This window comes from Candidatus Poriferisocius sp. (assembly GCF_965208355.1).
GTDB lineage: Bacteria > Actinomycetota > Acidimicrobiia > Acidimicrobiales > Bin134 > Poriferisocius.
Genome location: NZ_CBDBOM010000003.1, coordinates 3,037,155 through 3,063,788, shown reverse-complemented (window position 1 = coordinate 3,063,788; position 26,634 = coordinate 3,037,155). Strand labels below are relative to the sequence as shown.

At 65.5% G+C, this 26,634-nt stretch carries 22 protein-coding genes and 1 tRNA gene; 8 read left to right on the top strand and 15 right to left on the bottom strand.

The features are described from left to right. Positions 1–77 precede the first annotated feature (77 nt). From ACOGXH_RS15515 to ACOGXH_RS15485, 7 genes are read right to left on the bottom strand one after another with little or no spacing between them, the layout of a single operon-like run. Entirely contained in the window at positions 78–2,846 is a 2,769-nt protein-coding gene (locus ACOGXH_RS15515; RefSeq protein WP_419929991.1) for an ABC transporter permease subunit, read from the bottom strand. Continuing rightward, on the bottom strand, positions 2,846–4,840 hold the full coding sequence (locus tag ACOGXH_RS15510) for an ATP-binding cassette domain-containing protein (protein ID WP_419929990.1): 1,995 nt from the start codon (positions 4,838–4,840) through the stop codon (positions 2,846–2,848). The genes ACOGXH_RS15515 and ACOGXH_RS15510 overlap by 1 nt, the downstream gene beginning before the upstream one ends. Before the next feature lie 57 nt (positions 4,841–4,897). Further along, positions 4,898–6,322 (bottom strand): hypothetical protein, encoded by a 1,425-nt coding sequence (locus ACOGXH_RS15505; protein WP_419929989.1) that lies wholly within the window; start codon positions 6,320–6,322, stop codon positions 4,898–4,900. Positions 6,323–6,335: 13 nt separating this feature from the next. Beyond that, on the bottom strand, positions 6,336–6,605 hold the full coding sequence (locus ACOGXH_RS15500) for a hypothetical protein (protein WP_419929988.1): 270 nt from the start codon (positions 6,603–6,605) through the stop codon (positions 6,336–6,338). Positions 6,606–6,642: 37 nt separating this feature from the next. Then, positions 6,643–7,938, bottom strand: a complete 1,296-nt coding sequence (locus ACOGXH_RS15495) for an acyl-CoA dehydrogenase family protein (RefSeq protein WP_419929987.1) — start codon at positions 7,936–7,938, stop codon at positions 6,643–6,645. A gap of 9 nt (positions 7,939–7,947) precedes the next feature. Beyond that, positions 7,948–9,222 (bottom strand): hypothetical protein, encoded by a 1,275-nt coding sequence (locus ACOGXH_RS15490; protein WP_419929986.1) that lies wholly within the window; start codon positions 9,220–9,222, stop codon positions 7,948–7,950. Position 9,223: 1 nt separating this feature from the next. Continuing rightward, positions 9,224–9,985: a hypothetical protein gene (locus tag ACOGXH_RS15485; RefSeq protein ID WP_419929985.1), complete on the bottom strand. Its 762-nt coding sequence runs from the start codon at positions 9,983–9,985 to the stop codon at positions 9,224–9,226. Positions 9,986–10,106: 121 nt separating this feature from the next. Between ACOGXH_RS15485 and ACOGXH_RS15480 the strand changes: the two genes are divergently transcribed. Next, entirely contained in the window at positions 10,107–11,675 is a 1,569-nt protein-coding gene (locus tag ACOGXH_RS15480; protein WP_419929984.1) for an FG-GAP-like repeat-containing protein, read from the top strand. Here ACOGXH_RS15480 and ACOGXH_RS15475 read toward each other — a convergent pair. Further along, a complete protein-coding gene (locus ACOGXH_RS15475; protein ID WP_419929983.1) occupies positions 11,662–12,876 on the bottom strand; it encodes an FAD-dependent oxidoreductase in 1,215 nt (404 codons plus the stop codon). The genes ACOGXH_RS15480 and ACOGXH_RS15475 overlap by 14 nt on opposite strands. A 6-nt stretch (positions 12,877–12,882) precedes the next feature. After that, positions 12,883–13,629: an arylmalonate decarboxylase gene (locus tag ACOGXH_RS15470; protein WP_419929982.1), complete on the bottom strand. Its 747-nt coding sequence runs from the start codon at positions 13,627–13,629 to the stop codon at positions 12,883–12,885. Between the two features lie 125 nt (positions 13,630–13,754). Between ACOGXH_RS15470 and ACOGXH_RS15465 the strand changes: the two genes are divergently transcribed. The 3 genes from ACOGXH_RS15465 to ACOGXH_RS15455 all read left to right on the top strand — a co-directional run bounded on the left by ACOGXH_RS15465 (position 13,755) and on the right by ACOGXH_RS15455 (position 15,963). After that, positions 13,755–13,828: transfer RNA gene (locus ACOGXH_RS15465), tRNA-Gly, on the top strand. Between the two features lie 2 nt (positions 13,829–13,830). Continuing rightward, entirely contained in the window at positions 13,831–14,628 is a 798-nt protein-coding gene (locus tag ACOGXH_RS15460; RefSeq protein WP_419929981.1) for a sugar phosphate isomerase/epimerase family protein, read from the top strand. Between the two features lie 195 nt (positions 14,629–14,823). Continuing rightward, a complete protein-coding gene (locus ACOGXH_RS15455) occupies positions 14,824–15,963 on the top strand; it encodes a serpin family protein (protein WP_419929980.1) in 1,140 nt (379 codons plus the stop codon). 15 nt (positions 15,964–15,978) lie between these two features. On the opposite strand, the gene ACOGXH_RS15450 is transcribed toward ACOGXH_RS15455, so the two are convergent. Both ACOGXH_RS15450 and ACOGXH_RS15445 read right to left on the bottom strand, forming a co-directional pair. Then, entirely contained in the window at positions 15,979–16,179 is a 201-nt protein-coding gene (locus ACOGXH_RS15450) for a ferredoxin (RefSeq protein ID WP_419929979.1), read from the bottom strand. A gap of 7 nt (positions 16,180–16,186) precedes the next feature. After that, a complete protein-coding gene (locus ACOGXH_RS15445) occupies positions 16,187–17,413 on the bottom strand; it encodes a cytochrome P450 (RefSeq protein WP_419929978.1) in 1,227 nt (408 codons plus the stop codon). Between the two features lie 107 nt (positions 17,414–17,520). Between ACOGXH_RS15445 and ACOGXH_RS15440 the strand changes: the two genes are divergently transcribed. After that, positions 17,521–18,348, top strand: coding sequence for an EamA family transporter (locus ACOGXH_RS15440; protein WP_419929977.1), 828 nt, complete (start codon positions 17,521–17,523; stop codon positions 18,346–18,348). A gap of 222 nt (positions 18,349–18,570) precedes the next feature. Here ACOGXH_RS15440 and manB read toward each other — a convergent pair whose 3' ends face one another. Beyond that, entirely contained in the window at positions 18,571–19,914 is a 1,344-nt protein-coding gene (manB, locus tag ACOGXH_RS15435; RefSeq protein WP_419929976.1) for a phosphomannomutase/phosphoglucomutase, read from the bottom strand. A gap of 47 nt (positions 19,915–19,961) precedes the next feature. Then, positions 19,962–20,789 (bottom strand): enoyl-CoA hydratase, encoded by an 828-nt coding sequence (locus tag ACOGXH_RS15430; protein WP_419929975.1) that lies wholly within the window; start codon positions 20,787–20,789, stop codon positions 19,962–19,964. Positions 20,790–20,919: 130 nt separating this feature from the next. On the opposite strand from ACOGXH_RS15430, the gene ACOGXH_RS15425 reads away from it, so the two are divergent. Continuing rightward, positions 20,920–21,186, top strand: a complete 267-nt coding sequence (locus ACOGXH_RS15425) for a hypothetical protein (RefSeq protein ID WP_419929974.1) — start codon at positions 20,920–20,922, stop codon at positions 21,184–21,186. Positions 21,187–21,198: 12 nt separating this feature from the next. Here the strand turns inward: ACOGXH_RS15425 and ACOGXH_RS15420 are convergent, their stop codons facing one another. After that, complete coding sequence (locus tag ACOGXH_RS15420; protein WP_419929973.1) at positions 21,199–23,859, bottom strand: hypothetical protein; 2,661 nt, start codon at positions 23,857–23,859, stop codon at positions 21,199–21,201. Further along, positions 23,856–24,854, bottom strand: a complete 999-nt coding sequence (locus tag ACOGXH_RS15415; protein ID WP_419929972.1) for a hydroxyacid dehydrogenase — start codon at positions 24,852–24,854, stop codon at positions 23,856–23,858. Before ACOGXH_RS15415 ends, ACOGXH_RS15420 begins: the two co-directional genes overlap by 4 nt. 62 nt (positions 24,855–24,916) lie before the next feature. On the opposite strand from ACOGXH_RS15415, the gene ACOGXH_RS15410 reads away from it, so the two are divergent. Together ACOGXH_RS15410 and ACOGXH_RS15405 are read left to right on the top strand one after the other, a co-directional pair. Further along, positions 24,917–25,768, top strand: a complete 852-nt coding sequence (locus tag ACOGXH_RS15410; RefSeq protein WP_419929971.1) for an SDR family oxidoreductase — start codon at positions 24,917–24,919, stop codon at positions 25,766–25,768. 13 nt (positions 25,769–25,781) lie between these two features. After that, on the top strand, positions 25,782–26,621 hold the full coding sequence (locus tag ACOGXH_RS15405; RefSeq protein ID WP_419929970.1) for an acyl-CoA thioesterase: 840 nt from the start codon (positions 25,782–25,784) through the stop codon (positions 26,619–26,621). Positions 26,622–26,634 lie beyond the last annotated feature (13 nt).

The window sequence follows — 26,634 nt, the reverse complement described above, 5'->3', positions numbered from 1 at the left end:
CCTGGCGCTAGGGATTCTGAGGGGGCGTAGCTAAGCCTGGCGCTAGGGATTCTGAGGGGGCGTAGCTAAGCCTGGCGCTAGGGATTCTGAGGGGGCGTGATCGAGCCGCTCCGAGCGATGGCGGTGGGGTCGCCGCCCAAATAGCTCTGGACCACTGCAGGATCGGCTTGAACCTCGGCTGGGGTTCCCTCCGCGATCACCGCACCCACCTCCAAGGCGATGAGGCGATCGCACACCGAGGCCAATAGCGGCATGTCGTGCTCGATCACCACCAGGGTGAGGCCATAGACCTCGCGGACTTGTTCAATGGCTGCCCCAAGGGCCTCCGTCTCGGCTTGGGCAATCCCCGCCGAAGGCTCGTCCATGAGCAGAAGACGGGGGCGCAGGGCCACGTTGGCAGCCAGCTCGACCAGACGCCGAGTGCCGGTGGACAGCACGCTGACCGGTTGGTCGGCCAGGCTGCTCAGGCCGAACATGGCCAGAGTCTCAGCAGTATGGTCTTCGAGTTCGCGCTCAGCGCGAGACCCTCCGACCACGAACCCATGCTGGTGCGCCCGCTGGTTGGCCAGAAAGATGATGTCGCGAGGGGTCATGGTCGGGAACAGCGGCGCGTTCTGGAAAGAGCGCACCAACCCCCGACGGCTGCGGGATTCCGGGGTCAATCGGGTGATGTCGTTCCCTTCGAAGAGCACTGTGCCGGCATGGGGCCGCAGATAGCCGCTGATCAGCTCGAACAGGGTGGTCTTGCCCGCACCGTTTGGCCCGATCAGCCCCATCGTTTCGCCGCTGTTGACTCGGAATGAGACATCGTCCACTGCGACGAGGTCCCCGAAACTCCTGGTGAGACCGCTCACCTCCAGCATGACTCCGCTTGAACTTGAAGCCTGGATTGAGGCTGCCGCCGCCACCGATGCCATGCCTGCCTCGTGGTCGTCAGCCTCACTCCGGGCTTGAATCGGATCGATGCCCCGCAGTCGGGCGATCTGGTCGATGAGGTTGCGCCGAGTGGTGGCCAGCAGGCCGTGGAAACCCCGGGGCTGCTCCAGAATCAAGATCAGCCATGCGGCATTCAAACCGGCGAGAGCCGACAGCTCGAGGTCGAAGAACTCGCGAATGCCGATCAGATAGGCCGCGCCGATGAGGGGGCCGGTCAGCTCTGAGAGCCCGCCGATGACCGCCAGCGACACCACGTTGATGCTGTCGCTGGGGGTGAAGATGCTGCGGGTGACGAAGGTGTTGCTCATGGCCAGGATCACACCGCCGACACCGGCCACGAACCCGGCGAAGGCATAGGCCTGCAACAGCAACCGCCGAGGGGCGATCTGCAACACCCGGGCCGCCGCCTCGTTGTCGCGGACCGCCACCAGCGAGCGCCCGAACGAGGATCGGCGCAGCACATTGGCGATGGCCAGCACGGCCACGAACACCGCCAGCGCTACGAAGTAGAAGCCCCGCGAGGTGGTGAGGTCGATCCCAAACACGCTGGCCGGGCGCGACGACAAACCGACGCCGAACGCCCAGTCTTGGCGAAGCAGCCAGCTGAAGGTGGCCAGGGCGAAGGCCAAGGTGGCGATGGCCAGCAGCAGGCCCCTCACCCTCAGGGCTGGCAATCCGACCGCGGCCGATGCCGCCGCGCCGACCGCCCCGCCGCACAACAGGCCTAGTACGAGGCTGCCGGTTTCGGTGGCCACTCGCACCCCGGCCACTGCGCCGAGGGCGGCAAAGGCCACTTGGCCCAGCGACAGCTGGCCGCCCAAACCGGTGAGAAAGCTCACCGAAATGCCGATGGTGGCAAAGGCCACGATGGTGGAAAGCACGAACGCCGACCGGTTGCTGATTCCCAGGGGCACCAGAGCCGCCGCCACCGCGGCTGCCCCTCCCACAACCCAGCCCAAGTTCCGGATCAACCAGACGTCGCGGTACGAGTCGGGCAGTCGCCGGCTGGGGGACAGGCTGGACCAGCGTTCCGGCAATTCACGGCCGACGCGCACTTGCAGACCCACTCCGATCAGGATGAGCAAGAACAGGGCCACTTCGAACCATCCTGTGGCTTCGGGGTTGGAGGCCAGAATCTGCTCAACCACGCCTATCCCCAAACCGGCGAGGAGGGCGATTGGCAGGTTGGCGAATCGGGCCAGGGCCGCCACGGCCAGGCCGCGGATGATGAAGTCGGGCCCAAGGGCGTCAGCGGTGACCGTCGACTGGTTGGGGATGATGAGCATGGCCGCGAACGCGGCGATGCCCCCGGCCAGCGCCCACGACAGCATGGCCATGTGCCGGGGGTCCACCCCGGCCAAAGTGGCTGAGTCGGGGTTGGCGGCCGCCCCCCGAATGGCCAGGCCGAATCGGCTCCGCTGGAGAAACAGGTAGAGCCCGCCCACCACCACTGGCGACAGGCACAGCAGCGCGGTGGCCGACGGCGACACGAACACGGTGAGGTCGAATTGGGGGAACCCCGACGGCTGGGGGAAGTTGCCCCCGCCCAAGCCCCCCTTGGAGAACGACAGAGCCAACAGCAGCAATGCCTCGGCCGCCCCGAGAGTGGCCACCATCGACAGCACTTTGGGCGCCGAAGCCAGCTTCCGCACCACGAAGGCCTCGATCCCAGCGGCAATCAGCGCAGCCACGATCAGCGCGCCGACAAAGCCCAACCAGTAGGGCACCCCGTAGTCCTTGACCACCACCGACATCATCGAAGCGGCCACCAGGCCAATCGAGCCATGGGCGAAGTTGATGAATCCGCTGGATCGGTAGGCCAACACCAAGCCGATGCCCAAGAGGGCGTAGCCGAGACCGAAGATCGTTCCCAGCAGCACCAGAGGGCCGGAGATGTCGAAGGAGCCCATCAGCGCACTCCCTGTTCACCGCCGTCGCTGCCGAGGGCTTTGGCCAATCCCTCGAGATAGGCGGCCTGCAACAGGTCGGGTCTGGACCGGAGATCCTCGGCCGGGCCCGAATAGCCGATTTCACCCTTTTCCATCACGTAAGCGTGGTCGGCAACCGACAGCGCAATGTTGACCGACTGCTCCACCAGCAGCACCGCGGCACCCTGATCGGCGATGCGTCGAACCACCGGCAACAGGTCGGCGATCACCGTCGGGGCCAAGCCCAGCGAAAACTCGTCGATCAGCAGCAGGCGGGGAGGGGCGATGATGGCCTTGGCCAACGAGAGCATCTGCTTCTCCCCGCCCGAAAGGGTGGCCGCCCGCTGGTTCGACCGCTCGGCCAAACGGGGGAATAGGTCGTAGGCCTCGGCGATGCCCTGGTCGCGTTGTGATCGGCCGACCCCGTGGCTGAAGAGGTTGAGATTCTCGGCCACGGTGAGAGGGCCGACAACCGCCTCTCCTCCGACGATCTGATGCAGCCCCATGCCCACCCGCCACGTGGGACGGGTCTTGGTGATGTCCAGCCCGGCGTACACGATGCGTCCGCCGATTGTCGGTTCGAGACCGGAGATCGAGCGCAACAGGGTGGTCTTGCCCGCGCCGTTGGTGCCCAGCAGGGCCACGACCGCGCCCTCCTCAACCTGGAGGTCCACATCGAACAGAACCTGCACCGACCCATAGGCCACCGACACCTGCTCAACCGCGAGCAGCGGCCCTTGGGAGTCGGCGCCATAGACCCGTCGAGGCACGGTGGTGGCCTGCGCTTGGGCCGCTGCTGTTTCGGCCTCGCGTGCTGGAGCTGCGAAGCGGCGAATCGCCCAACCGGCAACCAAAAGGGGCAGTCCCAGCCATCCGATCTTCCACTGATCCGACCACGATCCGATGACATGGGCGTTGACCAGCGACCCGGCCAGCCCTCCCGCCCCCGCCCAGAGCACCTGGCGGGCGGACACTGCCCGTCGAACCGCGGGGGCCAGCGATGGGAAGACGGCCGCATCCAGCCCGGAAGCGGCCAGAGCAATGGCTCCCCCAGCGAACAACCAGCACACCACTAGCCCGATGTAAGTGAACGACAACCCCCCTAGGAACACCAAGAAACCGGCCATCAGCAGCTGGGTTCCGATCGCGTCTGATCGACGGCTGCCGGTGAGCCGGTGCAGCCGGTGATACCACGGGCCGAACAGGCAGATCAGGGCGGCTGCCCCGGTTCCGGCGGCCAGCACCGCGGCATTTTGCACCGCACTGCGCTGCCATTCCCCCAGCAGGAGCGATTGGGCGGCGTCGGCCCCGCCGATGACCACCGCACCCACGGCGAAGGCCGCACCGTACGACCGACGGGCCCAAGGGACGTCGGGACGGGCAACAGTGACTTCAACCTCTTGGCCTTCGTCATGGGCCAGAGCGTGGCGGCCGACCAGGAGCGCACCCACCAGCATCAGCGCCGCACTGATCCACAGCATCGTGTCGTATCCCACCGGGTGGAATATGCGAACCAACAGCGGCCACGACGCGCCCACAGCCACCGCGGCCCAATACCACGACAAAGTGCGGAACCGATCAGCAGGGCGGGCATCGGTGGCCAGCAGGATCCGATGGGCTACCAGCCCAGGAGCTGCCCCCACCGCCAACAGCACGCCGCCGACAGTGAACAGAGCCAGCTCTACCGTCCAGGCCATCAGCCCCAGGCCCACCGCCGCCACCAGCCCGCCCAGCATGAGCATCGCCCCCGCCGGCAGCTTGTCTCGCAGCCGCGGTACTGCCAGTGCCGCCACCACGGCCGCCGCGCCGAGCAGCGCGGTCTCGCCGGTTTCCTCCCCCAATCGGTCTAGGCGCTCGGCGATCTCTTCTCGCCAGAACAGCAGGGCCGGCAGGGGCGAAGCCAGAGCCGCCCCTTGCCAGGCAACCGCAGCCAACAACCGAGGATTGCCGGGGCGCCCCTCAGCCTCGTTGTCCATGGCGGCCGATCATCCGTCGAAGTCCACCGAGTTGGCGGTCAGCGCCATGCACTCGCATCACCCGTCGAAGTCCACCGGGTCGCCGGTCAGCGCCATGCACTCGCACTCAGGGTCGAACCGGAATCGGCGATAGAGATCGCCTCCGGCATAGCTGCCCTCGGTGAACTCCACCCCGTAGACCGAAGCCGCCTCAAAGCTGTCGCCCAGGGCCCACATCGCCTCGCTGACCCCCTGGGCGCTCACCTCCGTCAGGTGAGGCTCGGCGGCCTTCAGCAAACGGAGCACGTCACAGAACATGAGCCCGGTGCGGATATTGGCCCGCTCGACGAACTCCAGACCCGCGGCGGCGAAGATGTCGGCGCACTCCTGTTCGGCTGGGCTGGCGGGGAACGAGTACTGCTCGTCGTTCACGTCGTAGCCGGGAAGCACGCTGATGCCGCTAGACCCCGGCATCATCTCCGGGTAGTTGAAGACGTTGAATTCGGGGGCGTCATAGCTGGATACTGCGTAGGCGGGGGCGTAGTTCTGGGTGATGCTGGTGTCGATGAACCACGACACCAGCCGAGATCCGCCGATGGCCACCACCTTGTCCACTCCCGCTTCCTTGAAGTTGATGATGGCTTGGAGCTGGTCGTTGTTGAACGACGTCCCGTCGGTGGGGTCGATGGTGTTGTACGAGGCGACTTCTACCCCGGCAGCGGCCAGCCGGGGGGCGAACTGCTCGTCGTAGACCCTCTGGCTCAGCTCGGATTCGATGGCGATGATGCCCAGGGTGGCCCCGTCGAACCAGCCATCCTCGATCAGTCCGGTGGCCAGTCCGGCTACGAGGTCGTCGTATGAAGGGAGCATTGGCGACCAGTAGTAGGGGGCCAGTTCTTCGAATCCGGCGTTGTCCACCGGATATAGCGCGGCGTCGAACATGAGGGTATTGGCGTTGTGGTAGCAGGGACGGGCGTTCTCCTGGAATTGACCGGTCATCACCACTGCGAATGCCTTGTCGTCTTGGGTGATGGCGTTGCAAATGGCTTCCTCCGACACCGGGCTGTCGGTGATGGCGTTGAACACCGTGACTTTGGCGTCGATCTGGCGGCCGGCGATACCGCCGGCGGCGTTGAAATGATCGACCAGCGCGGCCACCTGGGCCTCGCGGTCGCCCTCGTCGGGGGTTTCCCAGCCGAATGCAGCGGCAACCGCCGAGGTGTCGGTGATGATGAACGAGATGGTGATGGTGTCGTCGCTGACCCCAGGCGTGTCCGAGCCGACAGGCACCAGGCCGCCGGTCGTGTCCTCGGGTTCAGTTGTGGGCGCCTCCGGTTCGTCAGGTGAATCGGGAGCGGCTGCCGTTGTGGGAGCAGAAGTGGGAGCGGCGGGTGGATCGTCGGCCGCTTGCGAGCAAGCTGCGGCTACCAATCCGGCGACCAGGAGCAGCCCCAGTAGCCGAGCGCAGGCCCATAAGGAGCGGCGATTGGCGGGATAGATCATCGGACACACTCTTTCACGGGGATGGAGTTCCTGGGTTCGAAGAAGGGGTCATGTGGGCGGCCCGGATTGCCGAGCGGTAGGCCGAGCGCCGGCGATTGAGGGCGTCCAGCGTGAAGTAGGCCATCAAGGCCAGCAGGGCCAGCACCACCCCGGTCTGCCCCCAGCGACCGACGTCCAGCCACAAGTCGCCAACGATGTGCAAGAACTCGTCATTCATCCCCGTCAAGTACAAAAACGCGCCCAACCCGGGGAAGAACCAGGGGAGCTTCCGCAGAGGGTTCATTGGCCGAGCCTCAGCCGGAGGTGTCCAGCGGCGCAAATCACCGTGCGCCCCCAACGGTGCCGAATTGATCGCCTTCTTTGCCGAATACCAGATAGGAGGCTGCTTCCAAGCGCCCCCGCTCGGAGGGGAAGCCCTGCACCAGCCCCATCGACAGATCCCGTAGGCCCCTTGAAATCGCCCCCGCCATCCCGGTGTTGCCGGTGCCGCACGCCTTGAGGGCCTGCACCGCCACCTGGAAGCAGTTGTCGGCGATCTCTCCCTTGGCCACCCGCCAGTTGGCCACCACGTCGTCTTTGGGGATGACCTCGGGATCGGCCGTCTCCAGCAGGATCTGGCGACGGGCCCAGAGGTAGGCGGTGTCGAGGTGGGCTCGCATCTTGCCGATGAGCTGCCGGTGGAGGTCGCTGCCGCCGATGGGCTCATCGGTGCCGTGGTAGGTGGTGGTGGTCAAGAAGTGCAGCGCAAAGTCGTATACCGCTTGCGCGGCGCCGATGTACACCGACGACAGCGCCACCTGGTTGCCGACGAAGCTGCCCCGGCTCACCTGGGTCATCTTGACAAACGTTGCCGGCACGGTAAGCGCATTCTCATCAGGCACGAAGGCGTTTTCAAGAACGATCCCGTGGGTGGCGGTGGCCCGCATGCCGATGGCATCCCACTTGGCCCGCTCGCTCACCCCCGGCGTGTCCCGGGGAATCAAGAACACGGCCAAGTGCTCCGCGGTGTCGCCGGTGTCAAGCTTGGCCGTCACCATGTAGTCGTCCGCCACTCCGGTGGCGCAACCGAACGACTTCACGCCGTTCAGCAGCCAACCGCCATCGGAGCGCGACGCCTCAGTGGCGATGGTGACCGCAGCGTCCTTCGACCGGACTGACTCGCTGGCGAAATTGGCCACCCAGCGGCCCTCTTCACCCATGCGGCGCAAAACCTTCTCGCCGAACGACCGCACCACAGGCACCTCGTCGTCGGCGAACAGACCGGCTTCGATAGCGGCCAAGGGAAGCAATCCCCGAGATGAGCCGCTGCACTGGAAGAAGTAGGCCAGCGAGGTCGACGGACAGGCTGTGGCCATGGCGAAGGTGGCCGCCGACAGATCCCGCAGTCCTCCGCCGAGACCTCCATAGGCAACCGGAACCGTCAGTCCTAACAACCCTGCTTCAGAGATTGTGCGGACGTGCTCTAGGGGGAACTCTCCTGTCCGGTCGGCCTCTACCGCTTGCTCGGTCAACGCGGGCAGCACCTGGTCTACCCGACAGGCCCGCTCCCGCTCAGCCTCGGTCATGTCCTCGACCAGGGTCTCGCCCGTTGCCCGGATCGTGGTCTCAGCCGCCACTGCCGCTCCTCATTTTCTGGCTGCCAGCAAGCCGAGCATGAGGTCGGCCTCGCCGGCGTTGGCCCCTTCGAAAGACCCAAACGTGTGGCCGCTCCAGACAACCCATCCATCGGCAGACGCATCCAGTCCGGTGGCGTCATCGACGGCACCGGTGCCGAACTGCTGTAACTCGACCAAGTTGCCATCGAGGTCGAGCCAGACCAGCGCCGCGTCCCGCTCGCCCCGCGAGCTGCCCTCTCCGGCAAGGTCGCCGACAACGCTCCCGGTGACCACGATGTGACCTCCGGCCTGGCGAATCTCGAATGCCGAGTCGGCTCCCACCGTCCCTCCTTGCCAGCGCCATTGCTCGTTGCCATTGGGATCGAGCGACACCACGATCATGTCCCGCTCACCGGCATGGTCGGCTGCGAAGGACCCCTCGGTGGAACCGGCCAGGAGCACTCTGCCATCAGGGCCCAAACCCACTCCCTGGGTCCAGTCGAGGGCCGGAGTACCCAGCTGGGCAGCCCATACATGGCTGCCGTCGGGCCGGAGACGGACCACAAACAGGTCCTTGTCGCCGGCGTTGGTCCCAGCGAGATCACCCTCGGTGTACCCGGTGAAGTACAGCCCGCCATCGGGGGCCAGCGCCGAGCCCTGGCCCCAGTCAGTGGCGTCGGTGCCTATGTGGCGGATCCACTGCCGGTTGCCGTCGGCATCGAATTTAGCGGCAAAGCCATCGAATCCCCCTAGGTCGGTGTCGGGGTCGAGGACGCCGGCGGAGTAGCCGGTGATGTATACACCGCCGTCAAAGGCAGTTACATCGAAACCGCGGTCCCAGGCGGGCCCGCCGAACTGTCGGCGCCACAGCTCGTTGCCGTCGGCGTCGAACCGGGCCAGCCAGACGTCGGCCGATCCCTGGTTGGGGGAGGCAAAGTCGCCTTCGGTGAAGCCGCCGACGTAGATCGAACCGTCAGGGGCCACCGACACCCCCAAAGGCGAATCGTTCTGGGGCCCGCCGTCCTGCCATGACCACCGAAGCTCGCCGGTGGGCGAATACCGGGCCAGATACACATCCCGCTTACCCTGGTTTTGGCCGGCCAGGCTGCCCTCAGTGGCCGCGGCCAGTACCACATCGCCATTGGGGGCAACCGACACGCCGAAGGTTGTATCGGACATCTCGCTGCCGGATTGGATGCTCCAATCCTGCCGAGCGGCGGCTTCTGGTTCGGAATCGCTCCCGCAGGCCACCGAGGCAGCAGCGACGACCCCGACAACAGCCAGAGCCGTCTTGATGCTGATCACATCAGGCCGCAGCGCGGCCGCTCCTGCGCTGGCGGAGCCACAGTGCCAAGAGGGCGAGCACGACGACCACGATGATCACAGGAATCAGCCAGACCAAAACTGAGCTGCCGTCGTCATCATCGTCGGCCGGTGCGGCGGCTTGAACCGGGGCCTCGGTCGGCTCAGGCTCAGGCTCGGGGGCCGGGGCAGCCGCGGCCTCGGTTGGCTCCGGCTCGGGTTCTGGTGTCGGTTCGGGCTCGGGGGCCTCGGTTGGCTCCGGCTCCGGTTCTGGTTCGGGCTCGGGGGCCTCGGTTGGCTCCGGCTCCGATTCTGGTTCGGGCTCGGCCGCACTGGCGGCGGCGAAAGTGATCGGCTGGCCGGCGTAGTTGGCGTTCCCGCCAATGCCGTCTCCTGCCACGATAAAGCACGAGTTGGCCTCATCACACCGCCCTGGCACCACGGCCACCGGATAGTCGTAGGTCGCGGTGCCATCGTCACCGATCGTCACGATGTGCATCCCATAATTGCTCAGCTCGCAATCGGCCGGTCCGACGGCCGGGAAGTTGAAGCAGGTGACGATGGTGGCGGTGTTGCCTGGCAACCAACTGGTGAGGGTTACGGTAACGACCTCGCCGTCTTCGATGTCCTCGCTCTTGGAGATCTCCATGGTCTCTCCGTTGTGCCCCAAACCGTGGTCGGCCACTGCCATTGGTCCAACAAACAGACCTACAAGGGTGATAGCGACACCGGCAATCAGCAACCGTCGAATAGTGCGATCCAACATTTGTTTCCCCTCCTAGTGCCCCGTGAGCGGCAGTGGACTTCTTGGCATCTCGAATTGCGTAGCGGCCTTGCGGACAAGTGTGCCATTGCCCGCAATGACGGACTTAGGCTAGAACGAAACAGTGTTCCGGTCAACGAAACACGTGGGGCTTGCATTGGGTATCGCGTTTGCCCTGCTCATCTCGTCCTGTGGCGGCAGCAGTTCGCAGCAACCGGCCGCGGTCAGCCCTCCGCCGACTGCTCCCCCTGAGTCGGCCACGCCTCCTCCGACTGCTACTGCTGAATCCGCTGCTGAAGAGGCGGCCCCGGTGGACGAGAGCCCCGGTGAAGCAGCCCCGGTGGAGGACAGCCCCGAAGAGGCGGCCCCGGTGGACGAGAGCCCCGGTGAAGCAGCCCCGTCGGACGACCCGGTGCCCCGAGACGCCGAGGGCAACATCATTCCCCCCGATATGCCACCGACAACAGCAGCCGACCAGCGGTTTTCGATCACGGTGGTCGAGGAATTCGCCGACGGTCCGGCAGGGGCCGAAGCGGCCGACATGGACGGCGACGGCGATCTCGACCTAGTGGTCAACTCCTTCGGTTGGCGGGGGATCAACCCAACACCCCTGCAATTCCCCCCGGGTTCCCTCACGGTGTACTGGAACGGCGGCCGCGGACTGGCCGACTGGACTCCACAGCCGCTGATCACCCGTGAAGACGGGATCTACTTTCCCAATGAAGCACTGCCCCATGACATCGATGGTGATGGTGACCTCGACTTGCTGGTCAGCGGCGGCTTTTTCGTGTGCGAGTTCAACCCGGCGGTGGGCCCTTGTGGCGCGCTGTTCTGGCTGGAGAACTCCGAGGGCGACTGGATTCGCCGGGACATCGTCCCCAGCGGCTCACGACACTTCTACCACCGGGCTGAGTTTGTCGACATCGACCATGACGGCGTTGACGACTTGATCACGGTGGCCGAATTGCTGGACGACGCCGAAGCGCAGTGGTTTAAGGGAACCGAGGGACCCAACCGCTTCGAGGCGACGCCGCGAGTCATCGGCCAGGGTGGCGGGAGCCTCCCGGTGGTCCACGATGTGGATGGCGATGGCGATTTGGACTTGGCCAGCGGCCAGTATTTCTTAGAGGGCCAGTCCTACGTGTGGTTTGAGAACGTTGAGCCGCCGTCGGATGCCCTTCCCGAAGGAGTCTGGGAGCGTCACGACATCACCGATTCCCAGGGCCGCACCATCCAGCTGTCGGTGATTCCCGACCTGCACGGCGATGGCACCGAGGGCTGGGTGGGCTCAAACCACGTTCCCACTCCTGAGACCCCCGATGACCACGAAGCCGGCATCTTCATCATGGAACCGCCAGCCGATCCCCGGCTGCCCTGGGGCCAGAGGATGATTAGCCATGGCATCGAGTCACGTCCCACAGTCGGGGCCGCATTCCAGGCTGCTCCTGGGGTGTTCTCATGGGGCGACGTGGACAACGACGGCGACATCGACCTCACCGTTTCCGGAGACGGCGACGACCGGGTGTTCTGGTTCGAGCAGACAACTCCTGGCCAGTTCGTGCAGCATGTTCTGGCTGAGTCGTTCGCCCAGGCGGCCGGCGGAACGGTGGCCGACCTAGACGGCGACGGCGACAACGAAGTCGTGTTCACCAGCTATGAGACCCACGAGGTGCTGATCTTCAGCCTCTCCTGAGAATGCCGACCTCCTCGAGTTCGCCCCGCATGGCGTTCACTGCATTGATCATGCTGGCTTGGAGCATGTAGGCCCGGGCCTCATCGGGGTGGGCAGCCCGAGCCGCCATCTGGTCGAGGGCCCGTTGGCGGGCCGCGCCGTCGGGAGCGGCCAGGCTCTGGGCGTTCTCGTGGGTGTGCCGTCTGACGTAGTCGATGGCCAGGTTCCGCCGCAGCTCGGCGTGGTGAGCCAGTCGATCAGTGCCGATGTCGCCCCGCAGCACTGCGGCCAATGACGCTCCCAGCAGCACTGCATCGTGGATGCCCCCGTTCATGCCCATGCCCCCCAGCGGATTGTTGATGTGGGCGGCATCACCCATGAGGGCCACCCGGCCGACCAGGAAGCGATCGGCCACCCGCTGGTGGACCCGGTAGATGGTGCGATGGGCTACTTCGTAGGGCTCATGGCGGGCCACAATCCCCTGGAGCCTTCGTTGTGCGCTCTGGTCGCTGAGCGCCTCGGCGTCGGTCTCGTCATCGCCAACGGGAAACAGCGCCCGCCAAAGATCCAGGGTTCGCAGCAGCACCAGCCACTCATCCGGATCGGAGATGTAGTTGACGTAGGCTAGGTCGTCGAGGTGGTCGGCCATCTCGAATGGGGTGGAAAGCACCAGGTAGCGGTTTTCGTAGGTCATGCCTTCGAATCCCAGCCCCAGTGATTTGCGCACCGCGCTGGCCGCGCCGTCGGCCGCCACCACCGCATCGGCGACCAGCGTTTCGCCGGAGGCCAACTGGGCCGAGGCGGAATCGCCGCGATCGACAGCACCCACTACCTCGGCGCCGAATCTGACCGTGACATTGGCCATCGAGCGAAACCGGTCAAGCATGATCTCGCACAGCTTGTACTGCTCGCATTGCAGTCGGTACGGGTGGTTGGTCACATCGGCCAAAGTTCCGAGATCGAACTCGGCCACCACTCCCTGACGCCGGTCCCGATAGGCGAACCGGGGGGCGATCAAGCCGCGGCGGACCATCTCGTCGATAACGCCGAAGCGGTCGAGCAGATCCAGCGTGGCGGGGTGAAAGGTGGATGCCCGCAGCTCTCGGGGCAGCTCGGGAGCAGCCTCCAGCAGCGTTACATCAACCCCGCCCGACGCCAGCATGGCGCTGGCCACACACCCGACCGGGCCGGCGCCGACAACGATGGCGTGGGGCTGCGGCATGGGGGGCTAGAAGTCGCGCAACATCATCCCGTGGCCCACGAACTGGTCGTTGATGTCCAGTGTGCGCAACGCGTGCCACAGGCAAATGGCGTTGATGGCCAGCACCGGCTTGCCCAGCCAGCGTTCGGCCTGGTCGGCCACCTCGACCATGGACAAGTTTGTGCCGCACTGCACGATGGCGTCGATGTCGTCGCCATCGAGTTCCTGGAGCACCCCCACCAGAGTCTCGGGAGTCACGTCGGCGATGGATGTGGCCGACTCGCAGCGCAGGCCGTGCACCCGCTTCACCTCGTAGCCGCACTCGGTGAAGTAGCCGTACACCTGCTCGTCGGCCGCCGGCTGGTAGGGCGTCAGGCAGGCGATACGCGACACGCCAAGCCGTTCCAAAGCGGCATTGCAGGCCGCCGCGCCGGACGTGATGCCGATGTCGCCGGCGATTTCTGCCACCCGGGCCTGGAAGGCGGCGTTGCCCTCTTTGCCTCCCCAGAATGTCTCGGCCGACATCCCCATGAGCAAATGATCGGGCTTGCAGGTCATGAGGTCGTGTACGGCAGTGGGGATCGTCTGGCGGATCAGGTCCAGAAAGTGGAGGAATGCTTCGTCGGTGCTCAAGTCGGGTGCCTCCACCAAGAAGCGCCCACTGTGGAACGTGACCCCCGGGGGCCGCACCCGGGCGAAGTCGTGCTCGACGACCGTGTTGGTCGACGGCACAATGACCCCGATCTTGGCCCGGTAGCCCACTACATCAGGCATTGGCGTCCCCTTCAATCTGCGCTCTAGCGGAATGATGTTCCGCTCTAAGGAACACTAGTCCTCGCCGTTCAAGCCCAACTTATCGATCTGCATTCCCGGGTCCATTGGCTATAGTTCAGGCACCCGCGGGTGTAGTTCAGTGGTAGAACCCCAGCTTCCCAAGCTGATGACGCGAGTTCGATTCTCGTCACCCGCTCCACAATGACGGGACAGATCTACTTGGGCACGGTGGCCATCGAGCCGAACCGCTGGGGTTTGGCCGAACCCGGCGGGCACCCCTTGACCCGAGTATCGGAATGGCTGCCCGCCATCAGCGAAGCGGGATTCGACGGCTTGGAGCTGTGGGAGCGCCACGCTACGTCGGTGCCCGACGAGGAACTCGACGCGCTGCTGGCCTCGGAGGTGCCCGTCAGGATCCTGAGTTGCTATACCAGTTGGGACGAACCCGATGATGCCGACCGGGCCGAGACCGCGGCGTGGATTGAGCGGGTGGGGGCACAGGGCGTCAAGTTCAATGTGGGCAGTGACCCCGACTCCATCGCCGACTACACCGACCGGCTCCGGCGGTTTGAGGCCGAGGTTCCCGACGGCGCCCGGTTGCTGTGCGAGTGCCACTTCGGCACGGTGGCCGAGGATCCCAACGTGGCCCGCGACATGTTTGACTCCATTGCCGACGCCGATCGGCTCGGGGCCATCGTCCACGTTCATCCCGGAGCCCGTGACGAATGGTCCGAGCCGTTGGGTGTGCTCGGCGACCGGGTCCGCCACGTACACGTGCAGGTTGCCGAATACCCCCAAACCACCAGTGCCGACGAACTGGGCGAAGTGCTTCGGCCGGCTGCCGAAGCCATAAGCACCGCATCCCCCACCGCCACCTGGACCATTGAGTTCTCTTACGGCATGTGGGGCTTCGCTCGCGACGACGCCGAACTCGACAACCCGGCCTACATCCTTCAATCCGCCCAACGCGACCTTGTGGCTCTGCGAGCAGCGCTCTAAACCCAGGCGCCGAGGGAACCCGCGACGGGTCTGGGGCGTCAAACAAGTATGACCAAGCTGATCGGTTTGCTTGTCGTGCTCGGCACTATTGCGCTGGCCTGCGGTTCTTCGGACACGACGAGGACATCGGGCCCAATCGCGACCATTGAAATTCCTGCCACGGCAACCGTCGCACCTGAGCCCACGGTCTCGGCCGTGTTGGCGCCGACCGTTGCTCGGCTGCCCGCTGATCCAGAGGCCCCTACAGACGAGTGGGTTGACGGAGTCAACGCCGCCGGGTGGGAATTCCACCGGCATCTGAAGGGCAACGCGGTGTCCAGCCCATTGAGCATCGGTCTCGCGTTCAGCCTGAGCCGGGCCGGGGCCTCTGCCGATTCTGGAGCCCATCTCGACAGGATCTTCGGATTTCCGGGTCTTGGAGTACACCGTGGCGCCAACACCGTTGATCTCCGATTGGCCAGAGCCTCGGCAGAGCCCACCACCTTGGAAGTGGCCAACCGGCTCTTCCCTGATGACGGGTTCTCGCCGCTGCCCGCCTTCATAGACACAGCCTCAGCCCACTACGGAGCATCTATCCAGCCGGTCGACACTGCTGATGCTGTCAATGCAGCCAACGCCATCAACCGCTGGGTGTCGGAGGGCACCCGCGGCCTCATCCCCACCATCGTGAGCGAAAGCGTGGTCAGAGACCAGAAGCTGATCTTGGTGAACACCGTTTATCTGAAGGCCGACTGGCTCGTGCCCTTCCTGGCCGACCTCACCCGCGTCGACGAGTTCACCACCGCCGACGGCCAGCCGGTGGCGGTGCCGTTCATGCGCGACTACGACCCGGTTGAACGCCGCTTTGTCCGACTGATCCACTCCGATGTTGTGGAGCTCCCGTACCAAGGGAACGAATTGGCCATGTGGCTGATCGTCCCCCACGAATCCGTCGGACTAGGCCCGGTCGAGGAATCACTCAGCGCAGGGACACTGACTGGGCTGGAGGAAATGGCGCAAGAGGGATTGGTCCACCTCACCATGCCCAAGTGGGAGCAGACCCTCCCGCCCACCGACCTGTTCGAGTGGCTCTGTCCCCAGGGTTTCTGCGCTGGTGCGGGCTTCGACGGCATCGCCCCCGGCATCTTCATCACCGCCGCCCTCCATGGTGCCAAGGTGATCGTGGACGAGAAAGGCACTGAAGCGGCCGCCGCCACTGCCGTGGCCTTCGCCGAATCCGCGCCGCCTGAGCCCGATCTCATCGTCGTCGCCGACCGCCCCTTCCTATGGGCCATCACCCACCAGGACACCGGCGCAATCCTGTTCGTCGGCCGCCTCGTCGATCCCGCGGCATAGCAGCGGCTGGGGCCGTCAGTAGCGGATGGCGCGGCTGGGGCAGAGTGTGGCGGCTTCCTCGACTGCGTCCCGCTCGGATTCGGGCGGATGGCTGTCGATGACATGCGACAGTGTGTCGTCACCCAGTCGGAATACTCGGGGCGCAACCCGCTCGCAATAGCCGACCCCCTGGCACTGCTGGTGGTCGACGGTGACGTGCAGCCGTTCATCCTCCATAACTCGCCTACAACTTGGTCAACAGAATCGGAAAGCGGCCGTAGGCATCGTGGTGGCTGGCCTCGGTATAGGTCGGCGGGTCGTCGGGGTCGATCTCGATACCGGCCTCGTAGAGCGCGCTGGCGATGTTGACCAGGGTGCCGTCGGTTCCCTCGTCGTTGTCGGTGCGGGCCGAGAGGCCGGTGACCAGGGTGCGCCCGATGCAGATGTGCTCACCGCCGCCGAAGGTCAAACCCCAGGGCTTTACTGAGCTGACCTCCCGGAAGGGGTTGAATTCCCCGGCGTCGGGGCCGAACACCTTGGGATCGCGATTGGCCGGGGTGAACAGGCATGCGACCCGCTCGTCGGTGGCGATGGTCTTTCCGTTGCTCAACGTCACGTCCTCGTTGGCAATCCGCAGCAGAGCGGGCGACGGCAGGTGCAGCCGCAGGGCCTCGTGGGCAGCCCGCTTGATGTATTCCCGGTCGGCCACCTTGGCTCGGTCCTGCGGGTGGCTTTCGAACCACTCGTCGAGGTGGGCGATGAGATGGGGCACCGAGTGGGTAGTGGTCTGAGTGGCCGCCACCAAGAAGAGGCAGGCTTCCCGGATGGGCAGCCCCTCATCCCAGTCGTCGTTCCAATGCAGATAGAGCATGGTGATCAGATCGACCGGGAGCTCATTTCGCTCGATCTCACCTTGGTGGAAACTCTCAACGAGGACCCGGCGACGGGCCACTGATGAGGCAAAGAAGTCGCGGTCGAAGTCGTCGCGTACCGCCAAGATGCGCCTGATCACCTCGTCGTGGTCCTCGGTGGACCACTCGACGGTGGCACCCGTACCGAGCTGCTCGACGTATTCCCGGAATGCGGTGGTTCGCTCAGGAGTGTCCACCCCGTCGATGCCGGTGGTGGCGGCAGCAATGCGGGCCAGCATGGTGCGCAGCAGCACGCAGAGGTCGGCTCGCACCACCCCGTCGGCATCCCGATTGTCGCGGCACTCCTCCAGCGTCTTGTCGATCAGCGGAATCAGCTCAGTGTGCTCGTAGTACTCGAGCGCGGCTTTGGCGAACAGCGGGGCCTCCAGCCGACGGCGTTCGAAGTGCTCGTCGCCGTCGATAGTCAACAGGGAGCGCCCGAAGAACGGCTGGCTCTCCTGATGTGACCCCTGTCGGAAATTCCGCGACCGCAGAATCTCGTCGATTTCGGCATAGGTGGTGAAGTGCTGCAATCCAACAATGTGCGGCGGCGGCGGCATTTCTCGGATGGTGGGCTCTCGAGTCGGCAAAATGGGACCTCCCTGGCGAACCAGAAGATAGTCGGTGAGTAATTGGGCATCCCTTGGGCTACTAGCGTGCGGGGGGCATGCCGGTGTTGCTGGGGGCCTTGGCGTCGGCGCTGATCGGCGTTTCCGACTATTTCGGGCGGTATTGCAGTCGGCGCGCCCACGCCATGACCACGGTAGGCACCGCGTTTGTGGGCGGGTTGGGCATCACGATGGTGCTGCTGCTGATCGTGCCCAGCGCTATCACTGCCGCCGACCTCCTTCTCGGCGCGGCCTCAGGCGTGCTCATCGCCATTGCCCTTTCGGCCATGTGGCACAGCTTGGCCGTGTCCTCCTCAGCCATCGCGTCGCCCATCGTGGCCGCCTTCACCGCACTGGGGCCTCTGACCTACGGATTTGCCACCGGTGAGCGCCCCACGCAGGTGGCCAATGTCGGCATTGCCGTGGCCGTGGCCGGGCTGCTGTTGGCGGTGATCGTGCCCCAGTCCGTTACCAACGTCGGCACCGGCATCGCCTACGCCGTGCTGGGAGGCCTTGCCTTCACGGCGGTCATCGTGCTGTTGGATCGAACCAGCGTGGACAGCGGGATGTGGCCGGCGGCCACCCAGAGGGCGGCGGCCCTGGCGGCCATGTTGCTGGTCACTCGGGCCAGCCGCATCCCCCAGATCCTGCCCCGCTCTCTGCGGTTGGCCGCGCTGGCCGGGGGCATCGCTGGCGGCTTGGGCATGGCGTCGTTCATCGCCGGAGTGCAGCGCGGCCCAGTGGGGGAAGTGTCGGTAGCCGGATCGCTCTACCCGGTGGTCACCATCGCCCTGGCAGTGATCTTGGACGACGACGCCCTGCGGTGGTGGCAGGCTGTCGGCATCGCTGCCGTGCTGGCCGGCACCGCCCTGATCACCATCGGCTGACGTCAGTGTCGTAGCGGCCAACTGTCCCCGGCAGAACGCCGTGCGGAATTCGTGCTCAGCGTCTAAATTACGGCCGAGCCGGGGAGAGGAGGACGGGAGGGGGGCAATCCTCTCCCCGGCCCGAACCGCGAATCATTCCTGGTATTCATCATCCTCTCGGGGAGACCGCCCAAAAGCAACGGGATTGGCGCGCGTCTTGCGCCCATCTTGGGAGCGGGCGAGTCAAGCGATGAGAGCTTGGACCTCGGCCACTCGCTCTTCGACATCGTCGGGAGTGGGGGCTTCAAGATTCAGCCGCAGCAGGGGCTCGGTGTTGGAGGGGCGCAGGTTGAACCACCAGTCGCCGAGGTCCACGGTGAGTCCGTCGAGTTGGTCTTGGCGGGCACTTGAATAGGCGGCCGCGACCCGCTCGATAACCGCAGCGGTATCAGCCACCTTTGCGTTCAGCTCCCCCGATGCCGCGTAACGGTCGAAGCTCGAAACCAGGTCGGACAGGCCGGCGGGGTGGTGGCTGAGGGCCTCCAACACCACCAGAGCGGCGATCAGCCCACTGTCGGCCCGGTAGTTGTCCCTGAAGTAGTAGTGGCCGGAGTGCTCGCCGCCGAACACCGCACCGGTCTCGGCCATGGCCTGCTTGATGTAGGAATGGCCCACCCGAGTGCGAACAGCTTTCCCGCCTCCCTCGGCGATCACCTCGGGCACTGCCTTAGAGCAGATCAAGTTGTGAATCATGACGGCACCGGGATCGCGGTCGAGAATCGAGCGGGCGATGATGGCGGTGGTGAGCGAACCCGAGATCGGTCGGGCGTTTTCGTCGACGAGGAACATGCGATCGGCGTCGCCGTCGAAGGCCATGCCGAGGTCGGCCCCGATACCTAGCACCCGATCCTGGAGGTCCCGCAGATTCTCCGGTTGGAGAGGGTCGGCCGGGTGGTTGGGAAAGGTGCCGTCTAGTTCGGGGTACAGATGGTCGAGTGTTAAGGGCAAACCGTCGAACACCGCGGGCACCACCAAGCCGCCCATGCCGTTGGCGGTGTCGGCCACCACCAGCAGCGGAGCCAGCGCGCCAACGTCCACAAATGAGCGCACATGGCTCACATAGCCGCTCAGCAGGTCGCGGGTGGTGCGGGCTCCCCTAGCTGCGCCAGGATCGGGGCCGGAGATCGCCATGGCCTTGATGGCTTCCAAGCCGGTGTCAGAGCTGATCGGAGCGGCCCCGGCCCCGCACATCTTGATGCCGTTGTAGCCGGCGGGGTTGTGGGAGGCAGTAAACACCGCGCCGGGCAGGCCGAGGCTTCCCGAGGCGTAGTAGAGCATGTCGGTGGCACACAGCCCCACGTCCATCACGTCGATGCCGTGGTCCATCGCGCCCTCGCCGAATGCGGCGGCGAATTCCTCGCCCTCGGGACGCATGTCCCGCCCGACCAGCACTGCTTCGGCTCCCGATGAGGCCACGAATCGGGCGAATGCCCCCCCGATGGCCCGGGCGCCGTCAGCGTCGATCTGATCGCCCACGGTGCCCCGTATGTCGTAGGCCTTGAAGATTGCGTCGTAGTCGGTGGCCATGTCGGGGTGACGGGCTAGTGGTGTGGACGGGCTAGGGGCATCAACGGTTACTGGTTCTTGAGGTTCTGCTTCATCTCGTCGAGCTGCATCAAGATGGGGTAGCCGCTGACGCTGATGGCGTTGCCGTGGCCGGTGTGGTGGACGTCGAACACCGACTGGAGGGCGGTGTAGTAGCCCTGCACGTCGAGGGTCTGGTTGACCGCCCGCTTGGCCTGGGCCAGACCGAAGGCGTTGTTCGTGGCGATGTGCGCGGCCAGCTCATGGGTGCGCTCCCAGAGTTGGTCGCGTGGGACAACCTCTCGGGCCAGCCCCATCTGAAGTGCCTCTTCAGCGCCCAGCGAGCGCTGGGTGAACAGGAGATCTTTGGCCCGCCGGGCGCCCAGCTCCCAGGTGTGACCGTGGTATTCCACACCGCCAATGGCCATCAACACCACCGGGTCGGAGAACTCCACGTCGTCGGCCACCACCAGCAGGTCCAGCGGCCAGATCAGGTTCAGGGCGCCGGCGATGGCCTTGCCCTGGATGGCGCCGATGGTGGGCTTGGGGATGTTGCGCCAGTGCCACGAATATCCCAGGTATTTGCGGGCTTCCCACCGGTAGATCTTGTTCAGCTGCCAGCTGCCGTCGGACTCGGCCAGCGACACCGCGTCGGGGTCGGGGGCGCCGCCGCCCAGATCGTGGCCGGCAGAGAAGTGCCTGCCCTCGCCTCGCAGCACGATCACCTTCACATCGTCGTCGTACTCCGCGGCCAAGAAGTGGTGGTGCAGCTCATCGAGCATCCGCTCGTTTTGGGCATTGGCCTTCTCGGGCCGGGCCAGGGTGATGGTGGCCACGGCGTCAGCGGTCTCGTAATCAACGAATTTGTACTCGTCCATGTGGTGTCCTTGGGGGAAGTGGTTGTTTCAGCCAACAATTATGTGTAGGGTGCAAAAGGCAGTCGGAACCGGCACCGCCCCAGAGCATAAAGGGTTCCCCTCAGAATCGAATAGACGACGAAGGGAACCAATGGCAGTCACCGAGTTAGAGCGCACGGAGTTGGCCAACCGACTGGTTCAGGCCATCGGCACGGAGGCAACCGAGACGCTCATGCAGTGCATAATCCCCGAAGGGCGAGACCAGTTGGCGACCAAGGACGACCTACGAGTCCTCGGTGCCGAGCTGCGCGCTGAGTTTCGCACGGAGATGGCCAAGCAGACTCGATTGATCATGACCACCATGGTGGGGTTCATGCTCACCATCTGGATCACGCTGCTGGTACCAGCCATCGTGTAACGCCCGAATCCGTCACGCTTTGCTGAGGGAGGCGGCTTCGAGAACGGCGAGAGTTTGATCGGCGATGGGTTCCCAGTCGAAGGCCGGGCGGCGATCGATCAGGGCCTGACGGGAGCGGTCCAGATCTTCAGAGGTGAGCTCGTCGAGGCATCGGGTGAGGTCTTCGACGGTTGAGCCGTAGCGGATGTCGGCGCCATCGAAGGTCTCGTCGAAGAAGTCCCAGTCGCTGGTGATGGCAGGCACCCCTGCCCCCAGGCAGTCAAACGCGGTGCCGGTGGTGAGCATCCCGGAGGGGGCGAACGGGAGGATGACCGCGTCAAAGGCCTTCATACGCCGCAGATACTGATTGAAGTCGAGATGGCCATGCTCAGCGATGATGCGGGGATCGTCGGGAACAGCTACCGACAGGTCCACCCGGATGACCAGCTGGATGTCGTCTCGGGCACAGGCGGCCACGGCGTCCACCACCAGTTGCAGGTCTTTCTCGACTCGGGGGGTGCCGATCACCGCCACTCGGAGCCCGCACGGCGCCCATCCCTCGGACAACTCCACGTCTTGTCGGGTGGTATTGGCCACCGCTTCGTATTCGCGGCCCCAGTGGCCGTGAGGAATGACATGGTGCTCGGTGTGAGCGCCGTAGCGGTAGGTGCCCAGGGCCACGTCCCGACCCACTTCGCTGTGATGGATGACCGCGTCGGCCGCGTCGGCCCACAGTTGGTAGCTGGCCCCGGCCTCGTCAGTCTTGAAGAAGTGGGGGAGCAGGTTGTGCTGGGTCCACACGACGGCGGTGCCGGTGGCCTTGACCTGCTCCAGCACTTCGGCGGTGCGCTCGGGGTCGACACCGCTCCACCACTCGGGCCAGGCCATGTGCAGCACGTCGATGTCCCGCAGCCTTCTGATCAGCTTGTCGTCGGGAATGCCCGCGCCGGATGCCACCACTCGGTCGGCCAGCGGGTCGTACAGCGATCGGTCGTAGGGGTGGCCGTGGATGGTGCTGGCCACCCGCAGCCGGGGAGTAATCCTCCAGGTGAAGTCCACCGACGCGGCTGGTTCGATCTCAGCCTGGATCACCCGGGGCAGCTCGCCCCAGAAACTGCGCCACTCTGCTAGCCCGGCAGTGTCGATGGTCTGAACACGACCGGTATCGATCCCCACGTCAATCGGCCGAGCATCGGATTCGGCCACCGAAAGGGTGAGGGGGCCGGGCAGGGCGTCGGGGTCGTCAAATCGGAGTTGTTCGGACACGACCAGCGAACGGGCTTCTACCTTGTATGTGGCGGTTCTGCTTCCGGCCACCACCGGATCGCTGCTTCCCGCTGGTGCCCACCCGTCGTGGACCACGGTGACTGCCCCTGGAGTGTGCTCCACCAATACGGGCAGACCAGCGGGAATCAGCGGGGCACTGCTGGTGCCAGCCATTTCGTCTCGCCCCCGGGGGGAAATCACCGGCAACATGACCGGATGCCCAGAAGTGGGCTGCTCCAACAGGCCAGGTCCCCGAGGGGAAGAGGCGTAATCGGCGGAGAAGCCAAAAACAGTGGGCAGGGCGAACGACAGTGACTTCGACCGGTACGACCACACCGTGGCCCGCCCGGAATCGTCGAATCGGATGAAGCGCTCGGCCGGCAGGAAGGCATCGGTAGATGGCGCGCCCCCTACATCTGGTCTGCGGCGCAGCTCCAGGGCCGACAGAAGGAGCTTTCCATAGATGTCCAAGGTCATCTGAAGCCGCCGGGCCGGGCCTCGGTAGAACATTGCCGCCCGGTTCTGGTGGGCGGCGATCACCCCGTTGGGGAACCATTCCAGTAAATCTTCGAGCGTGGCTTCGGCCCGGGCCAACCAGCGGTCTTGCGGGGCGTTCAGGTCGCGCCCGGCGGCGATGGCGGCTAACTCAATGGTGATGGCCATGCCCAGCGCGCCGATGGAGCGCCCCCACACAACGGCCCCGCCCGGCTGGGCGACCTCGTCGAGATCGCGAAGCACCTGGGACAGCCCATCGGCCCAACCCGGGCCGAGTTGGTCCACGAGGGGCTCGGCGAACAAGTACATGTCCGGGGTATAGATGTCGAAGTGGGTGAAGGCGCCCATGCCGTCGTTTATCCAACCGGTGGGGCTGGTGAACATGGAGCGCACCCGGTCGAGCAGAGCAGGCAGCTCGGCAGGCTCATCGTCGCCCCGGAGGCGGGCCAGGGCCCGGAGACACCGAGTGGCAACCACCGCAAAATTGGGAGGGATGGCGTCGGTGTCATCGAGCCGGGCGATGATCTCCTTGGAGTACACGGCGTCGAGCACGGGTTGGCGTAGTTCAGCGGGCAGCGCATCCAGGCCGCCCAGACGCAACGCGGTCTCCCCAACCCGATAGCTGTAGAAGCCCTCGACCGCGCCAGGGTCGAGCGAGGCGATAAGCGGCGGGATTCGATCTTGCAGGTCGCACCCGGCGACCTCTTCGACCCCGCAGTCGATGAGCAGCCCCAGCACGTACATCAGGTCGGCAGTGGTGTCGTCGAGCACCGGATGGCCGGCGAATATGCCGGGCAGCTTGAAGCCGGGAGCAGCCGACTGCTCGAACTCGGCCATCTTCTCGGTCGTCGCCGTCACCAGGCGGTCGGCCAGCGCCCCTGCGGTGGTGGCCTCGGCTAGAGGAAGCTCGGGAAAGCGAAAGTCCATGCTCATGCCATGGTGGCCAATCGGTCGCGAGTCACCTCATTGAGGGCCGGCTCACCAGCGGACCACCGGCGGACTTCCTCGATCACGTAGTCGGTCATGCGGGCCAGCTCAGTGCCCTGGCTGCCCGCCAGATGGGGGCTGATCCACACGTTGGGCATCGCCAGCAGCGGGCTGTCTTCGGGCAGCGGCTCGGGATCGGTCACATCCAATATGGCGTACAACCGCCCCGACGACAGGTGGGGCAAGAGCGCCTCGTGATCGATCAGGGGGCCGCGGGCGGTGTTGATCACCGTGGCGCCGTCGGGCAACGCCGAGAGCTGGTCGGCGCCGATCATGTGCATGGTCTCGGGCAGGGCCGGCGCGTGGATGGACAACACGTCGGCACCCGCGCACAGTTCTTCCAATTCCACCTTGTCCACTCCCAACGAAGCCGCCTCTTCGGGGGAGACATAGGGGTCATAGAGCGTCACCTTCAAGTGGGGGAAGGACCGCAACAGCTCGATCACCCGCCGACCGATCAACGAGGCCCCGACAATGCCGATGGTGCGGCCATAGTTGCCCCACTGGCGGTCGCCCATAGCCGACAGGGCCGAGAAGTCCGCCGGGCCCCGGCGCCACAGCACCCCCTTGTTGGCAAACATGATGGCGGCCAAAGTGAACTCGGCCACCGGCTCGGCGTTGGCGTTGGCCCCGCTGGTCACCCGGATACCGCGATCCCACACCGCCTCGGTCAGAGTCATCTTGACCGTGCCCGCCGCGTAGGCGAAGAGGCCCAGCTGGGGGGCCCGATCCAGCACGGCGGCGTCCAGCGGGGGGCATCCCCAATGGCCGACGATCACCTCGGCTTCGGCCAGCACGGCGGCGGTCTCGTCGTCCCATGCTCCGATGGGCTTGTCATTCAACAGCGGCCCCAATGCCCGCAGCCGGTCGAGATCGGCCTCGCCAAACAGATCCATTCCCGGCCAATGGGCGATTGCGATGTTGGGTTGCCCTCTGCTCATTGCCAGCAGTCTCCCAATATCGGCTAGACCATTCACAAGCAAGACCAAAAAGGGGAACGGATATGGCTGATCTGGTCAACTACGAGGGCAAGCGGGTGCTGGTGGTGGGCGGGGCCACCGGGATGGGAGCGGCGGCCGCCCAGAAAGCGGCCTCGCTGGGGGCCCACACCATCGTTTTGGACATTGCCGACGTCGCCTACGAGTGCGGGCAGTCCATCCATGTGAATCTGGGCGACCAGGCCAGTGTGGACGCGGCCGTCGAGGCCATCGAAGGGCCAGTGCACACCGTGCTGGCTTGCGCGGGGGTGGCCGACGGCACCGGCAACCTGATGCTGATCAACTTCACCTCGCAGCGACATCTCATTGAAGCGCTGATCAAGGGCGGCAAGCTGGGCCGAGGCAGCTCGGTGAGCTTCATCTCCTCGGCGGCCGGGTTGGGCTGGATGAGCAACCTCGAGCAGGTGCAGGACTTTCTGGCCACCCCCGACTGGGACACCGCGGCGGCGTGGATCGACGAGCACGAGGGCACCGACAGCTACATGTTCAGCAAGCAGGCCATCAACGGCTACGTGGCCGGTCAGGCGTTCCCCTTCCTGCAAAAGGGCATGCGCATCAACTCCATCATGCCCGGCCCCACCGACACGCCCTTGGCCCGGGCCAACGCCGACCTGTGGCTCGGTTTCGGGGCCAGCTACCGGGAGGCCGCCGACGTGCCGACCCTGGTTCCCGAGCAGATGGGCGACACGCTGCTGTTCCTGAGCAGCGACGCGGCCAGCGGTATCAACGGGATCAACCTGCTGGTGGACCAGGGCCACACCAATGCCTCGCTGGTGGACGCCTGGGACGATCCATTTGTGAAGGTCATGGCCGGGATGATGGATTTCGATCCGGCCATGTTCGGGATGGATGAATGAGCACTAGCGCCCGATGAGCGGCGAACTGCCCGACATTTTGGAGCTCACCGAAGTCGGGGAGCGGCGCTATCACGTCTTTCAGCCGGCAGAGTCGGCCGAGGGGCGCGATGTGGTGTTCAGCGGGCAGCTCATGGCCCAGATGATGATGGCGTCGGATCGGGAGGCGGGCGGCGCCAAGGACATTCGCTCCGTCCACTCCATCTTCGCCCGGGCCGGCACCTACACCCTGCCCATCGAAGTGGACGTCGACTCCATGCAGGCCGGGCGCACCTGGGCCAGCGATGCGGTGACCGCCACCCAGGGGGGCAAGCTGCTCAGCCGGGCGCTGATTTTGATGAGCACGCTGGACGACGACTTGATGCGCCACGAGCCGGTTATGCCCGATGTGCCCGGTCCCGACGGTTTGGACCCCGGATTCGCCTTCATCTTTCCGGGGGCCGATTGGCGGCCGGTGCCGGGCGAGCCGGCAATCGACGGAGTGCCGGTGGAGCGGGCCTGGCACCGCTACGAGCCAGGGGTGGACTCCCAGGCGGCCAACCAAGGCATCGCCGGGTGGGCCACCTGCGGCAACATCATCGGATTGGCCATGCGCCCCCACCGGGACACGATCCGCATCGAGGACGCCCACCGCACCCTTTCCACCGGGGTGATCGCCCACACTCTGCATTTCTTGGACCGCCTCGACGTTTCTCAGTGGCTGCTCATCCAGATGCTGGGCACCAAGGCGGCCAACGGACGGGTCTATGGCCAGGGCGAGGTGTTCACCGCCGAAGGCCAGTTGGTGGCCACGTTCCAGCAAGACTCCATGGCCAAAGCCGCCCCCGCCCCTATGGACCCCTCCCGCTCGATGTAGCAGAGTTTGCCCA

Bases quoted from the DNA above. Each gene is read 5' to 3' on its own strand.
- ACOGXH_RS15505 (WP_419929989.1), bottom strand. From the start codon at position 6,322: ATGATCTATCCCGCCAATCGCCGCTCCTTATGGGCCTGCGCTCGGCTA.
- ACOGXH_RS15410 (WP_419929971.1), top strand. From the start codon at position 24,917: ATGGCTGATCTGGTCAACTACGAGGGCAAGCGGGTGCTGGTGGTGGGC.
- ACOGXH_RS15470 (WP_419929982.1), bottom strand. From the start codon at position 13,629: ATGCCTGATGTAGTGGGCTACCGGGCCAAGATCGGGGTCATTGTGCCG.
- ACOGXH_RS15485 (WP_419929985.1), bottom strand. From the start codon at position 9,985: ATGTTGGATCGCACTATTCGACGGTTGCTGATTGCCGGTGTCGCTATC.
- ACOGXH_RS15450 (WP_419929979.1), bottom strand. From the start codon at position 16,179: ATGGAGGATGAACGGCTGCACGTCACCGTCGACCACCAGCAGTGCCAG.
- ACOGXH_RS15500 (WP_419929988.1), bottom strand. From the start codon at position 6,605: ATGAACCCTCTGCGGAAGCTCCCCTGGTTCTTCCCCGGGTTGGGCGCG.
- ACOGXH_RS15430 (WP_419929975.1), bottom strand. From the start codon at position 20,789: ATGGACGAGTACAAATTCGTTGATTACGAGACCGCTGACGCCGTGGCC.
- ACOGXH_RS15420 (WP_419929973.1), bottom strand. From the start codon at position 23,859: ATGAGCATGGACTTTCGCTTTCCCGAGCTTCCTCTAGCCGAGGCCACC.
- ACOGXH_RS15415 (WP_419929972.1), bottom strand. From the start codon at position 24,854: ATGAGCAGAGGGCAACCCAACATCGCAATCGCCCATTGGCCGGGAATG.
- ACOGXH_RS15425 (WP_419929974.1), top strand. From the start codon at position 20,920: ATGGCAGTCACCGAGTTAGAGCGCACGGAGTTGGCCAACCGACTGGTT.
- ACOGXH_RS15440 (WP_419929977.1), top strand. From the start codon at position 17,521: ATGCCGGTGTTGCTGGGGGCCTTGGCGTCGGCGCTGATCGGCGTTTCC.
- ACOGXH_RS15475 (WP_419929983.1), bottom strand. From the start codon at position 12,876: ATGCCGCAGCCCCACGCCATCGTTGTCGGCGCCGGCCCGGTCGGGTGT.
- ACOGXH_RS15515 (WP_419929991.1), bottom strand. From the start codon at position 2,846: ATGGGCTCCTTCGACATCTCCGGCCCTCTGGTGCTGCTGGGAACGATC.
- manB (WP_419929976.1), bottom strand. From the start codon at position 19,914: ATGGCCACCGACTACGACGCAATCTTCAAGGCCTACGACATACGGGGC.
- ACOGXH_RS15445 (WP_419929978.1), bottom strand. From the start codon at position 17,413: ATGCCGCCGCCGCCGCACATTGTTGGATTGCAGCACTTCACCACCTAT.
- ACOGXH_RS15405 (WP_419929970.1), top strand. From the start codon at position 25,782: ATGAGCGGCGAACTGCCCGACATTTTGGAGCTCACCGAAGTCGGGGAG.
- ACOGXH_RS15510 (WP_419929990.1), bottom strand. From the start codon at position 4,840: ATGGACAACGAGGCTGAGGGGCGCCCCGGCAATCCTCGGTTGTTGGCT.
- ACOGXH_RS15460 (WP_419929981.1), top strand. From the start codon at position 13,831: ATGACGGGACAGATCTACTTGGGCACGGTGGCCATCGAGCCGAACCGC.